The sequence below is a fragment of the Micromonospora sp. NPDC007230 genome, assembly GCF_042869115.1.
Classification (GTDB): Bacteria; Actinomycetota; Actinomycetes; order Mycobacteriales; family Micromonosporaceae; genus Micromonospora.
The window spans coordinates 52,360-65,788 of the sequence record NZ_JBIAFE010000008.1; the positions used below are offsets into that span (position 1 = coordinate 52,360).

8 protein-coding genes are annotated in these 13,429 nt (G+C 72.6%); 5 read left to right on the forward strand and 3 right to left on the reverse strand.

What is annotated here, in order from left to right; all coding sequences use genetic code 11:
- The first annotated feature begins 279 nt into the window (after window positions 1-279).
- From ACFYML_RS13550 to ACFYML_RS13570, 5 genes are all read left to right on the forward strand, one after another.
- On the forward strand, window positions 280-1,668 hold the full coding sequence (locus ACFYML_RS13550; RefSeq protein WP_387420872.1) for a glycosyltransferase family 4 protein: 1,389 nt from the start codon (window positions 280-282) through the stop codon (window positions 1,666-1,668).
- Window positions 1,669-1,837: 169 nt separating this feature from the next.
- A complete protein-coding gene (locus tag ACFYML_RS13555) occupies window positions 1,838-2,494 on the forward strand; it encodes a response regulator transcription factor (protein WP_387420873.1) in 657 nt (218 codons plus the stop codon).
- A 123-nt stretch (window positions 2,495-2,617) separates the two neighbouring features.
- Complete coding sequence (locus ACFYML_RS13560) at window positions 2,618-4,720, forward strand: M14 family zinc carboxypeptidase (protein ID WP_387420874.1); 2,103 nt, start codon at window positions 2,618-2,620, stop codon at window positions 4,718-4,720.
- Window positions 4,721-4,796: 76 nt separating this feature from the next.
- Window positions 4,797-5,504 carry a fasciclin domain-containing protein gene (locus ACFYML_RS13565; RefSeq protein WP_387420875.1) on the forward strand — a complete coding sequence of 236 codons (708 nt, stop codon included), beginning with the start codon at window positions 4,797-4,799 and terminating at the stop codon, window positions 5,502-5,504.
- Between the two features lie 99 nt (window positions 5,505-5,603).
- On the forward strand, window positions 5,604-8,426 hold the full coding sequence (locus tag ACFYML_RS13570; RefSeq protein WP_387420876.1) for a M14 family zinc carboxypeptidase: 2,823 nt from the start codon (window positions 5,604-5,606) through the stop codon (window positions 8,424-8,426).
- A 70-nt stretch (window positions 8,427-8,496) separates the two neighbouring features.
- Here the strand turns inward: ACFYML_RS13570 and ACFYML_RS13575 are convergent, their stop codons facing one another.
- The 3 genes from ACFYML_RS13575 to ACFYML_RS13585 all read right to left on the reverse strand — a co-directional run bounded on the left by ACFYML_RS13575 (window position 8,497) and on the right by ACFYML_RS13585 (window position 13,429).
- Window positions 8,497-9,780, reverse strand: a complete 1,284-nt coding sequence (locus tag ACFYML_RS13575; RefSeq protein WP_073836571.1) for a citrate synthase — start codon at window positions 9,778-9,780, stop codon at window positions 8,497-8,499.
- A gap of 198 nt (window positions 9,781-9,978) precedes the next feature.
- A complete protein-coding gene (locus tag ACFYML_RS13580; protein WP_387420877.1) occupies window positions 9,979-12,021 on the reverse strand; it encodes a sulfatase-like hydrolase/transferase in 2,043 nt (680 codons plus the stop codon).
- On the reverse strand, window positions 12,014-13,429 hold the full coding sequence (locus ACFYML_RS13585; RefSeq protein WP_387420878.1) for a class I SAM-dependent methyltransferase: 1,416 nt from the start codon (window positions 13,427-13,429) through the stop codon (window positions 12,014-12,016). The genes ACFYML_RS13580 and ACFYML_RS13585 overlap by 8 nt, the downstream gene beginning before the upstream one ends.

Genomic DNA, 13,429 nt, shown 5'->3' on the forward strand with positions numbered 1-13,429 from the left:
GGGCCGCCGGTGCGCACGCCGCTAATGCCCCGCCGTACGTTCCGCCAACCCACCCGTTCGGACAGTAGCCGGAATCCACCCACCTGATATCGACCGAACCCTCAGGTGTTGTCCGTCACGATCGCCCTTTTCCAGGTGCAAGTTCGCGCGAGATGCCGTTTCCTGGTATCCGGACGTGCGCGCCCGCGCCGCTCCGCCCGGCCGTTCGGCCACCCTCACCACGCTCACCACGCCGCCAGAGTCGCCGGCGCGCACCACCATGCCTGGACGGAGATTGATGTGACCATCCTGCGGGTCGGCGAGCAGCCCGCCACCGCGACGGAACCACGGAACCGCACCGCCCGCCCGACCATCCCGCAGCAGCCCGGCGTGCCGCCCCGGACCCGCCGCATCCTGATGCTGTCGTGGGAGTACCCGCCGGTGCTCGTCGGCGGCCTCGGCCGCCACGTACACGCCCTCTCCGTCGCGCTGGCCGCCGCCGGCCATGAGGTCACCGTCGTCACCCGCCACGCCGAGGGCGCACCCCTGGAGGAGTACGCCGACGGGGTGCGGATCGTCCGCGCCGCCGAGGACCCGGTCACCTTCCCCCTCGCCACCAACTCCCTGCTGGCCTGGACCATGGCGTTCAACCACACCCTCACCCGGGCCGCGCTGCGCGCCGCCGAGTCCGGCGGGTACGACGTCATCCACGCCCACGACTGGCTGGTCGCGCACACCGCGATGACCCTGCGCGAGCACCTGGACGTGCCGCTGGTCAGCACCATCCACGCCACCGAGGCCGGCCGGCACCAGGGCTGGCTGCCCGAGGAGATGAACCGCACCATCCACGGCGTCGAGCACTGGCTGGCCGCCGAGTCGGGCCGGGTGATCGTCTGCTCCGGCTACATGCGCGACGAGGTGGCCGCCCTGTTCGGCGTGCCGGCCGGGCGGGTCGACGTGGTGCCCAACGGCGTCGAGCCGCAGCGCTGGCAGGCGTCGGCGGCCGCGGTCGCCGCCGCCCGGGCCCGCTTCGCCGGGGACGGCCCGCTGGTCACCTTCGCCGGCCGGCTGGTCTACGAGAAGGGGGTGCAGCACCTGCTCGCCGGGCTGCCCCGGCTGCGCCAGCGGCACCCCGGGCTGCGGGCCGTGGTCGTCGGCGACGGGCCCTACCGGGCGGCCCTTGCTGCCGAGGTGCACCGGCTCGGCCTGGGTGACACCGTGAGCATGCCGGGCTTCCTCGGCGGCACCGACCTGCCCGCGGTGATGGCCGCCGCGGACTGCTTCGCGGTGCCGAGCATCTACGAGCCGTTCGGCATGGTCGCCCTGGAGGGGGCGGCGGCCGGTGCACCCCTCGCCGTGTCGCGGACCGGCGGGCTGGCCGAGATCGTCGAGCCGGGCGTGACCGGGATGACCTTCGCCCCGCAGGACCCGGACGGGCTGGTCGAGGCGGTGCACGCGCTGCTCGCCGACCGGGAGCATGCCCGGGCGCTCGCCCGCCGCGCCCGCACCATGGTCCACGAGCAGTACGGCTGGTCGGCGATCGCGTCCCGCACCGCCGCCACGTACGCCGCCGCCATCGCCAAGGACGCCGCGTTCACCGCCGAACGGGCCGAGCAGCGGATGGCCCTCGGCCGAGCGCTCCCGCCGCTGCCGGAAGGCAACCTGCTGGCCGCTGCCGGGCTCCGCTGAGGCGTACCCGCGGGCGGGCGACGGTGGATCGCCCGCCCGACGGCGGGGGTCACCGAGATGGGTCGAGGCACGTCATCATGCGGTCACGATCTTCCGTCCGGGCTGGTCACGACCGCTGCCATCGGACAGACTCGCGTGGACCTGTCGGGACGAGGTCCAAGGAGACGCGGTGCGGGTGCTTATGGTCGAGGACGACCTGCGAGTCGCGTCCGCGTTGGCCGCGGCGCTGCGCCGGCGGAACCATGTGGTCATCGCGGCCACCACCGCGTCGGAGGCGACCGCTGCGGGGCCGGTCGATCTCGTCCTGCTCGACCTCAACCTGCCCGATCGGGACGGCCTGGAGTTGTGCCGGCAGATCCGCCGGCGCAACGAGGACGTCGCCATCATCCTGGTGACCGCCCGATCCGAGGAGCGGGACCGGGTGGCGGGGCTGCGGGCCGGCGCCGACGACTACGTCGTAAAGCCGTTCTCGATGGCCGAACTGCAGGCCCGGATCGAGGCGGTGATGCGCCGGACGGCCCGCGCCGCCCGGTTGGAGACGACGCTGGAGGTGGGCGACCTGCGGGTCGACCTGAACGCCCGGCGGGTCTGGCTCTCCGACCGGGAGGTCAGCCTGACCCGCAAGGAGTTCGAGCTGCTGATGGCGTTGGCCCGGCAGGCGGGCACGGTCGTGCCCCGGGACCGGCTGCTGATGGACATCTGGCAGACGACCTGGAACTCGGGGCACACCCTGGACGTCCACGTCGCGGCGCTGCGGGGCAAGCTCGACGACGCCGGCTTGGTGGAGACCGTACGCGGGGTGGGCTACCGGCTCCGGTCCGGGTAGCCCGCCGGGGCGCGGGCCGGCGAATCCTCAGATCATTCTCAAGAAATCCCGCACCGCCGACCGTGGCGCGCGTCACTGGCGTGTGCTGTCCGGACGTGTCATCCCACCTGTTCTGGAGCTTCCATGAGAGACAGACGGACGACGGCGATCCTCTCCGTCCTGCTCGCCGCCAGCCTCGCGGCGATCACCGGGCCCACGCCCGCATATGCGGCGGCGGCCGAGCCTAACCAGGTAGACGGCCTCACCGTCACGCAGGGTGACGGCTACGCCACCCTCGCCTGGACGCCGGTCGACGGCGCCACCGACTACCAGATCGAGCGCACCCCGGTCGCCGCCGACAACTCGGCCACCGGTCCCGCCGTGATCACCGGCGTGTGGCGGCCGAACCGCCAGATCAACAACTCCTCGCCGACCTTCGCCGACGCGGGGTTCAACCCGGGCACCCGGTTCCAGTGGCGGGTACGCGCCCGCTTCGGGACCGATGCGCAGCCGTACTCGGCGCCGGTGGCCGGCACCACGTCGGCGCCGTGGGGCGACCCGAACGTGCCTGGCGAGAACCTGCGGACCCAGTGGGAGACCACCCTCGCCGCGCAGTACACCAGCGACGTCGACGAGTACGCGTACACCAAGGCGATCGACGACCTGAGCGACCGGGTCCGGGTCACGGAGATCGGCAAGACCGCGCTCGGCCGGCCGATCAACATGTTCGTCATCGGCTACCCCACCCCGCCGGCCACCCCGGAGGCCGTGGCGGCGACCTCGCCGCTGATGGTCAACTGCAACGTGCACGGCAACGAGCCCGGTGACCGCGAGGGCTGCCTGATCATGGCGCGGAAGCTGGCCTTCAGCAACGACGCCCGGACGATCGACCTGCTGTCGCACACCACCGTCCTCATCGTGCCGACCATCAACGGCGACGGGCGGGCGGCCAACACCCGGGGCAACTCCACCGGGCAGGACCTGAACCGCGACTACTCGCTGATCCGCCAGCCGGAGACCTTCGCGCTGGTGCAGATGCTGCGCGACTACCGCCCGATCGCCGGCTACGACGGGCACGAGTTCGGCAACTCCAGCGCCGGTGACCTGCCGATGCTGCCGCCGCGGCACCAGAACGTGGCCCAGTCGATCTTCGACGAGTCGCAGCACATGATCGAGGGCCACATGTACACCGAGGGCGCCAAGGACGGCTGGTGGCCGTGCCCGTACGGGTGTAACGGCGGCGGAAACGTGGGCCTGAGCGAGGAGACGATCCTGCGCAACACGCTGGGCCTCAAGAACGTCGTCAACTCGCTCCTGGAGCTGCGCAGCTCCGGTGGCACCACCCGGCCGGACGAGGGCAACACGGCCAACAACCGGCGGCGCAAGACGTACTCCGCGGTGTGGACCTTCAACCAGTTCCTCGACTACCACCGGGCGAACCTGAAGGAGATCACCACGGCGCGGGCCGACGCGATCACCTTCCAGGTCTCGAACACGGGCCGGATCGTCTTCCGCGGTTCCCGTCCGATCCCGGCGCACCCGGCGCCGCACCCGGGTGAGGCCCCGCCGCCGCTCGACGCGCCGCGCGACGGCCAGGTTCTCGACAACGTGCCGTGCGCGTACAAGCTCACCGAGGAGCAGTACAACGGGGAGCGCACCGACGGCCCGGCCGGCCAGCGCACCACCGTGGCCCAGCGCCTCGCCGCGCACGGCCACAAGGTGGTCAAGGTCGCCGACGGGTACCTGGTCCCGCTGGCCCAGCCGGAGCGGGGGCTGATCCCGCTGCTGCTGGACGGGCAGGGCGTCGAGAAGCTGGTGGACGGCGAGCGGGTGTACCCGACCGTCACCGGCAAGCACAACGGTCAGCTGGTGGTCTCCGGGGTGACCTGCCTGCGGGACGCCACGGTGACCGGTCCGGTCCGGGTCCGGGCGGGCGGGACGCTGATCGCGACCGGCTCGTCGATCACCGGCCCGGTGGACGCCAGCGGCGCGGCCGGGGTCTTCCTGACCGACACCGCGGTGGAGGGCCCGGTCCGGATCGCGCAGACCAGCGGTCCGGTGGTGGTCGTCGACGCGAAGGTCACCGGCCCGGTCGAGGTGTCGGGCAACCGGGGCGACGCGCCCCTGGTGGCGGCCAACACCGTGACCGGCCCGCTGCAGTGCAGCGGCAACACCCAGGCACCGGTCAACATCGGGCTGAGCAACTCGGTAGAGGGCCCGAAGAGCGACCAGTGCGCGAGCCTCTGACCCGTTGATCGTCGTACCGGCAGGCCCGACCTCCCGGGCCTGCCGGTGCGACCCGTTTCCGGACCTGGAGAACGCCGTGGACCAGCCCGTCCTGCCCCCGCCACCCCGATCCCTCCCCCGGCTCCGGTGGCCGGCCCGCCGTCACCACCCCCGGCGACGGATGGCGGCGCTCGCCGGGGCCGCCCTGTCCCTGGTGCTCACCGGCACGGCCTGCTCCGGCGCCGGCGCCGAGCGGCCCGCGGCGGCCGGCGCACCGGCGGCCGTGGCGGTGACCGGACCCCTGTGCGACCTGCTGCCCACCGGCAGCGAGCCGGGCAACCCGGACGCCCTGGCCGGCCAGCCGGCCAAGGCGGCCCTGCAGTGGCTTCCCGTGCTCACCACCTTCGAGGCGGCCGTACGGGCGTCCGGGCTGGCCGACGACCTGCACGGCGGGTCGGGGCTGACCATCCTGGCCCCGACGGACGACGCCTTCGCCGCCAAGTTCTCCGAGGACAACCTGGACCAACTGTTCATCACCGACAAGGAGAAGCTTCGCGGCCTGCTCCGCGACCACCTGGTCGCCGGGTCGATGTCGCTGTCCGACATGGTGACCGCCGGTGGGGTCACCACGCTCGCCGGCACCAAGCTCACGGTCACCGGAGGCGGCGCGAGCGCGCGCCTGGCCGACCAGGCCGACACCGTGTGTGCCGACTACCGGGCCGCCGACGCGCGGATCCACATCATCAACCGGGTGCTCGGCAACCTGCCCACCACCGGCGGCCCCGGCGGGCACCGGGCGCACTGAACGGCACCAGAGGCATCTTGACCGCACGAAACCGCAGATCATAGGGTTTCGAATCCACCTCAGTTGATCTACCCCCAATCAGCGAAGAGAGGCATCCCGATGCGCCTGTCGAAGCGTCCGCCCGGGGCGGTCCCCCCGAAGAGAACAGCCGGCGTCGCCACGCTGCTCCTGCTGGCCGGCCTGACGCCGTTGCTCGGGGGCGCCCCGGCCGGCGCCGCCCCCACCGCCCCCACCTGCAGCAACGACCCCGCCGCCCGGCTGTCCACCGTGCCCAGCCCGGAGTCCGCGCTGGGCTTCCCGCTCGGCACCGGCCAGGAGCGCGTCGTCACCAACGACGAGGTCCGCAGCTACCTGAAGGCCGTCGACGACGCCTCCGACCGGGTGGTCACCGGCGTCATGGCGACGAGCGTGCTCGGCCAGCCGCTGCCGTACGCCATCGTCTCGAACGAGCGGCACGTCCAGCCGGGCGCCCTGCAGCAGATCGCCCGGGACATCCGCGACCTGCGGGATCCGCGCGGGATCACGGCGAAGAAGGCCGCCGAGACCGCGACCGACCGCCCGGCCATCGTCTGGGTGACCGCGAACGTGCACGGCGGCGAGAAGAGCGGCACCGACGCCGCCCTGAAGACCCTCTACGAGCTGGCCTCCGGCCTGTCCTGCGCGGTCGCGGAGCGGAACGACAACCTGGTCACCGTCATCGTGCCGACGCAGAACCCGGACGGCCGCGACGCCAGCCGCCGGCAGAACGAGTACGGCTTCGACATGAACCGGGACTGGTTCGCCCGGACCCAGCAGGAGACCGACGGCAAGATCGAACTCCTGCGGCAGTACCCGCCGCAGGTCTTCATCGACGCCCACGAGATGGGTGGCCGGCAGTACTTCTTCCCGCCGAACGCCGACCCGATCCACCACGAGATCTCCAGCGAGAACGTCGACTGGATCAACCGGATCGGCGAGGCCAACAAGGCCGGCTTCGGGTTCAACGGCGCCTGTGGCGGGGCCGTCACCACCGAGTGCTACTTCAACTACTCGACGTACGACCTGTTCTTCATGGGCTACGGCGACACCGTTCCGGCCGCCGGCTTCGGCGCCGCCGGCATGACCTTCGAGAAGGGCAGCGCGTCGGCCGTGGCCGACCGGGTCCAGCAGCAGTTCCACACCCAGTGGTCGACCCTCGGCTGGGCCGCCGCGAACAAGCACGAGGTGCTGAGCAGCTACTTCAAGATCTGGACGGACGCGCTCGCCGAGGGCAAGGCCGGCACGCTGGAGCCGAACGAGGTGGTCCAGCCGACCAACACCGTCCAGTTCCCGGTGCCGGACGTCAAGATCCGGTCGTACTTCCTGCTGCCCGACCGCCAGCTCGCCGACGTGCGCCAGCTGGTCGAGCGGCTGCGCCGGATGGACGTCGAGGTCTACGAGGTCACCAAGCCGACGAAGGTGCCCACGGCCCGGATCTTCGGTGGGCGTTCCGCGACCGACGTGACGGTGCCGGTGGGCGCGTACTGGATCCCGATGGACCAGCCGCAGAAGCACTGGATCCAGGGGATCATGGGCGAGGACCCGTACGTCCCGTTCCCGTACTTCTACGACGTGTCGTCCTGGAGCAACCCGCTGCTGATGGGGGTCAACGCCCTCTACACCGGCGACGACGTCCGGCCCCCGGCCCAGCTGGTCCGGCAGATCTCGGGCGGCAAGCCCTTTGCCGCCGGGGCGAAGGGTTCGTACGCGTACCCGCTGGACTCCGCGGCGTCGGCCGAGCTCACCTTCCGGCTGCTCGGCCAGGGCGTGCCGCTGGTCCGTGACCTCGAGACCAGCGTGGTCGGCTTCCCCGCGAAGAGCCTGACCCCGGAGATCGACCAGCTGGCCCGGTCGCTCGGGGTGACCCTGGCCCCGCACGACGCGGCGGCCAGCGGGACCGCGGTCGACCTGCCGGACGTCGGGCTGTTCCAGGGCACCGGCATCTCCACCACCTCCGGCTCGCACGGCGAGGCCCGGTACGTGCTGGGCAAGCGGTGGGGCCTCGACCTCAAGCCGGTGACCACCGCCGACATCAACGACAACACCCCGGCGTTCACCCAGCGGACCGTGCTGCTCGTGCCGGACGGCAGCAACGCGACCGGCGGGCTCACCGCCGCCGGGCAGGCCAACCTGCGGAACTGGGTCGCCCAGGGCCACACCTACCTCGGCCTGCGCAACGAGGGCACCCGGATGGCCCGGGCCGCCGGCCTCACCTCCACCACCGAGAAGACGAAGCCGGCGGACTACCGGATGATCGGCTCGCACCTGCGGGTCGACGTCGACGGCAGCAGCCCGGTCGCGCTGGGCCGCCCGGCGGAGGACTTCGAGTTCAACAACAGCGACTCGATCCTGACGCCGAGCACCACCGGCACCAACGTCCTCACCTACCCGTCCGACGACACCTTCTGGGCCAACGGCTACACCGTGCGCGCGGACGCGCTCAAGGGGACGGTGGCGCTGGTGGACGAGCCCACCGGGGCCGGCCGGGCGGTGCTGTTCGCGTTCAACCCGCTGTTCCGGGCGTACAACGAGAACGGGCTGCACCTGGTGGCCAACGCGCTGCTCTACCCGGCGGGCGCGGGCGCCGCGCCGAGCCGGGCCGCCCTGAGCCGCACGACCGGCGTCGACCCCGCCCGGGCCGCCGCCGCGGCGGCGCCGGTGGCGGAGAACCTGGGCGGCGAGTGGCGGCCGATCACCGTCGAGGTGGCGGCCGGTGACCGCGACCGCGCCGAGGCGGTCGTCGCCCGGTACACCGACACCGCCCGGGTCTCGGTGGTGAACGGGTCGGCCTACCTGGTGATCCCGAACCGGGACGGCCTGCTGGCCGACGAGCACCCGTACCTGCGTGAGCTGGTGCACGCCCTCCGGGACGCGCAGATCCCGCTGCGCTCCCTGGTGGGCTGACGCACCAACCGAAACGGCGAAGGCCGCCGACCCCGTAGGGGGTCGGCGGCCTTCGCCGTCAGGACCGGAATCAGCGCTCCGCGACGGGGACGTAGTCCCGCTGCGGGTAGCCGGTGTAGATCTGGCGCGGGCGGCCGATCTTGGTCTCCGGGTCGTTGATCATCTCGCGCCACTGGGCGATCCAGCCGGGCAGCCGGCCCAGGGCGAAGAGCACCGTGAACATCTTGGTCGGGAAGCCCATGGCCTTGTAGATCAGGCCGGTGTAGAAGTCCACGTTCGGGTAGAGCCGGCGGGAGACGAAGAAGTCGTCCGCGAGGGCGATCTCCTCGAGCTGCACCGCGAGGTCCAGCAGCGGGTCCGGCTTGGCCATCCGGCCGAGCACGTCCTGTGCGGCCTTCTTCACGATGGCGGCGCGCGGGTCGTAGTTCTTGTAGACCCGGTGGCCGAAGCCCATCAGCTTCACGCCGTCCTGCTTGTCCTTCACCTTCTGCACGAAGGAACGGACGTCCCCGCCGTCGGCCTGGATCCGCTGGAGCATCTCCAGCACGGCCTGGTTGGCGCCGCCGTGCAGCGGGCCGAAGAGGGCGTTCACGCCGGCCGAGACCGAGGCGAAGAGGTTGGCGTTGCTGGAGCCGACCAGGCGCACGGTCGAGGTGGAGCAGTTCTGCTCGTGGTCGGCGTGCAGGATGAAGAGCATGTCCAGCACCCGGGCCACCACCGGGTCGACCTCGTACGGCTCGGCCGGCACGCCGAACGTCATCCGCAGGAAGTTCTCGACGTAGCCCAGCGAGTTGTCCGGGTACAGCAGCGGCTGGCCGATCGACTTCTTGTACGCGTACGAGGCGATGGTGGGGACCTTCGCCATCAGCCGCACCGTGGACATCTCCACGTGCTCGGAGTCGAACGGGTCCAGGCTGTCCTGGTAGAAGGTCGAGATGGCGCTGACCGCCGACGAGAGCACGGCCATCGGGTGCGCGTCGCGCGGGAACCCGTCGAAGAAGCGGCGCATCTCCTCGTGCAGCAGCGAGTGCCGCCGGATCCGTTCGCTGAATTCGGTCAGCTGCTGCGGGGTCGGCAGCTCACCGTAGATCAGCAGGTACGAGACCTCCAGGAAGGAGGAGTTCTCGGCCAGCTGCTCGATCGGGTAGCCCCGGTACCGCAGAATGCCCGCGTCACCGTCGATGTAGGTGATCGCGGACGAGCAGGACGCGGTGTTGACGAAACCGGGATCGTAGGTGGTCATCCCGGTTTCCTTGAGCAGATTGCCCACCCGGATGCCGGCGGGGCCCTCGACCGCGGACTGCACCGGCATCGACAGCTGCCCACCGGGGTGGTCGAGCTTGACTTCCGTCATGTGTTCCTCGCTTCGCCGGCAAGATCTTCGTTGAATTGCCTTCGCTTTTACCGTACTTACGGTCGGGAGGACACCGCTCGTCATGGTTCTACGGTGAGGTATGCGTCACGCGATTCCCGACTTGCCGGCTGGGAAACCCCGTGGAAGCGCGACCACGCCGCCGCGCGCCGGGGCGCCGGAAGGGCTCCGCGGCAGCAGTCAGGACAGGGTGAGCCGGCGCAGGACGCCGTCCGCGCCCACCCGGTAGATGTCCAGGCGGTTGGCCCCGGCGGCGAAGAGCCGGTCGTCGGGCAGCAGCGCCGCGAACCGCCGGCCACCCTTGTCTGGCGGGACGACCGGGACCACCGCGCCGATGGTCCCGTTGACCGCCACCGCGAGCTTCGTCCCGTTCGGCACCGAGGCCGGCACGGTGCCCCAGACCAGGGCGGGCAGGTCGCCGTTCGTCGGGTCGACGGCGCGGAACGCGGCGAGGTTCGTCACGGTGGCCGTACCGCCGGCGGGTCGGTTGCCGGGCCGGGTGCCGACCAGCGGATCCGGGGCGGGGGTGGCGGGCGGCGACGGCACCCCGCCGGTGATCGGCACCGGTTCCCCGGGCCGGTCGTAGAAGCGCTTGTCGGCGCCCGCGCGCGGGGACTGCTTCGCCGAGCGGCCGTCCACCCGCCAGGGGATCCGGATGTGGGTCTCGTCGGCGATGGTGGGCAGCAGGTCGACGTGCTGCCAGTTCCGGTCGTCGACCCGGCCGGTCCGCTGGCCGGGCTCCTTGACGAACATCGGCACCCAGGCGACCTGGTCGGCGGCGTGGTTGATGGCGTCCATCCCCCGGCCCTGCCAGTCGCGCAGGAAGCTCACCCCGTGGTCGGCGGTGACCAGGACGAGGGCCTGGTCGTAGAGGCCGGAGGCACGCAGCGTCCGCAGCGTCTCGCCGATCAGCCGGTCCGTGTAGCCGAGCTGCGCCAGGTGCCGCTGCCGGGCGAGGTCCACCCAGCCGGCGCCGTCGTTGGGCAGGTCCTCCGGCGCGGCGTACCGGGCCCCGGACGGCAGGTACGCCCACGGCGCGTGCGGCATCAGCAGGTGCAGGAAGTGCAGGGTGGGCCGGGACGAGGGGCGCAGCCCGGCGAGGAAGCTGGTGAACCGGGCCGGCTGGTTGGCGTTGAGGGCGTCCCAGCGGAACTTCGGGTCCGCCGGGACCGGCTCGGCCGCGTCCAGCCCCGCCTCGGCCCGGGTCAGCTCCCGGTACGACGTCTCGGGGTCGACCCGGATGTCCACCGGCGCGGTGACCTGCCGCAGCAGCTTGCCGCTCTCCCGGACCAGCACGCCGAGGCCCTGCTGCGGCGCGGCCGCCTGCTCGCAACGACTGGGCGGGCAGAGCCGGGTGATGCTCTCCTCCGCCTTGATCTCGTACAGGCCGCCGAGGGCGGTGAAGAGGTTGTCCGGGTACTGCGAGTAGTGCGGGGCGACCGGCTCGGCCGGGTAGCGGCCGGTCAGCATGGCCGGCAGCGCGTAGGGCGTCCAGCCGCTGACGCCGGTGGCGTTGCGGTACCAGGTCGAACCGGCGGCCAGCTCGGCGAAGTGCGGGTACCGGGTGGCGTCGATCCGCCCGTCCGGCCCGAGCAGCGAGACCAGCGGCAGCTCGTCCAGGACGATCATGACCACCGGTGGGTGGACGCCCGCGCCGGCCACCCCGGCGGCGCCGGCGTGGCCGCGGGGCAGCACCACCGCCGAGGCCGGCGAGGCGAAGACGAAGAGGCCGACGAAGATCGCCGGCCCGACGGCGGCCAGCCGCAGCACCCGCTCCGGCGCCCGCCAGCGACGGTGCGCGGCCGCCCCGACGGCACCGGCCACGGCCGCCGCCAGCAGCAGCGGTACGCCCCGCAGCGACGTGGTGTGCCGCCCGACCTGGACGGCGAGCGCGGCCAGCAGCAGCCCCACCACGAGGGTGTGCACGACCGCCCGGGTGACCCGCCCGGCGCACAGGCTGACCGCGCCGAACAGGGCGACCGGCACGGTCGGCGCGATCGCGATCAGGGCCACCAGGAGCAGGACGTCGGCCGGGGAGGCGCGGTGGAACAGGAAGAAGTCGGGGCTGCGCCCCAGCACGTCCAGCAGCGGCTGGGTGACCACCAGCCCGACCAGTGCCGTCACCTCCAACAGCCGGCCCAGTTCGCTCCGCCAGACCCGCCGGCCGCCGGCGGGCGCCGGCGCGACCGGGCGTACCTCGGGCGGCGCGAGGGTGTCAGCCATGTAGCACCACCTGGTAGAGCGTGCGGGTGCCGGACGGCAGCTCGGCCTGGCGGACGATCCGGCCACGCGCCGCGAGCAGCGGCTCGAACGCCTCCCGCCGGTAGTCGGGGAAGAGCCCGTCGGGCTTGTTGGCCAGCAGCCGGCGTGCCATCGGGTCCTCGGGATGGACAAACTCCACGACCAAGCTGCCGCCGGGTGCGGTCAATGCGACGAACTGGTCCAGCACCTCGGCCAGCGGCACGTTCCGGCCGATCGCCAGGTGGTGCACCACCGCCAGCGCGAGCACCAGGTCGGCCCGTGCCCGGTCGCCGAAGGCGGCCCGCTCGACGCCGCGCCAGCCCCCGCCGGGCGACGGGTCGGCCAGGTCCATCACCAGCGGCAGGACGCGCCGCTCCCCCGCCGCCCGCAGGGCGCGGTAGAGCGCGTCGGCCACCGCCGCGTCCTGCTCGACCGCGACCACGTAGCCGGCCTGCCGGGCGGCGATCCGGGCGTACCGGCCGTCGTTGGCGCCCAGGTCGAGCACGAGCCCGGGCGCGGCGGCGGCCACCGCCCGGTCGACGAACTCCTCCTTGGCCTGCCGGTCGGGCACCGAGTACGCGCAGGTGCGCTGGTAGTCCGACCAGTAGCTCTCCCCCGGCCGGTGGTCCAGCCGCCGGACCAGCTTCTCCAGCCCGCGTACGGTCGCCAGGGCCAGCTCGCGCGAGTAGCCGGCGGCCCGCAGCTGGGCGCGGACGTCGGCGGTGCTGGCCCGGGCGTTGCGGGCCTGCATCGCGCCGTGCAGGTGGACGTGGGTGAGCACCCCGGGCCGCCAGCGTCGGGTGCCGCCGAGGAGCCGCCGCATCTGGTCCGGCTCGATGCCGTCGATCCGGGCCCGCAGCCAGGGCTGGAAGTCGACCCCGAGGTGGGCCTGGAGCATCATGGGATAGAGCAGGGTCTGGCAGAACTGCCGGTACCCGGCCCAGGGCTCCCCGTCGCGGGCCGGCTCGAACGAGCCGACGTCGATGAAGACCGGCGTGGTGCCCCGCCACTGGAGGTTGTACGCCGAGCCGTCCTTGGTGGTGAAGCCGTCGGCCAGCGCCATCCGCAGGACGTCCAGGTGCAGCAAGGCGGCGTCGCGCAGCATGCCGTACGTCCACTCGTACGGGTGGGAGACGAACGGGATGCGCTCGTGCCGGAGCACCGCCGCCCAGGGCAGGTCAACCGGGGCCGGGGTGAGCTCCTCGGTGCCGCAGACCTTGCCGGCGGCGAGCAGGTCGCGGAAGAAGTCGGCGGCGGCCAGGGCCTGCCAGTCCCGGGCGGACCGCTCGTCGAGCCCGCGCAGCACCTCGCCGTGGCGGTGGAAGACCCGGTTGCCAGGGTCGCGGAAGGAGCCGGGCTCGGCCCGGACGCCGGTGTCGAAGAAGGCCAC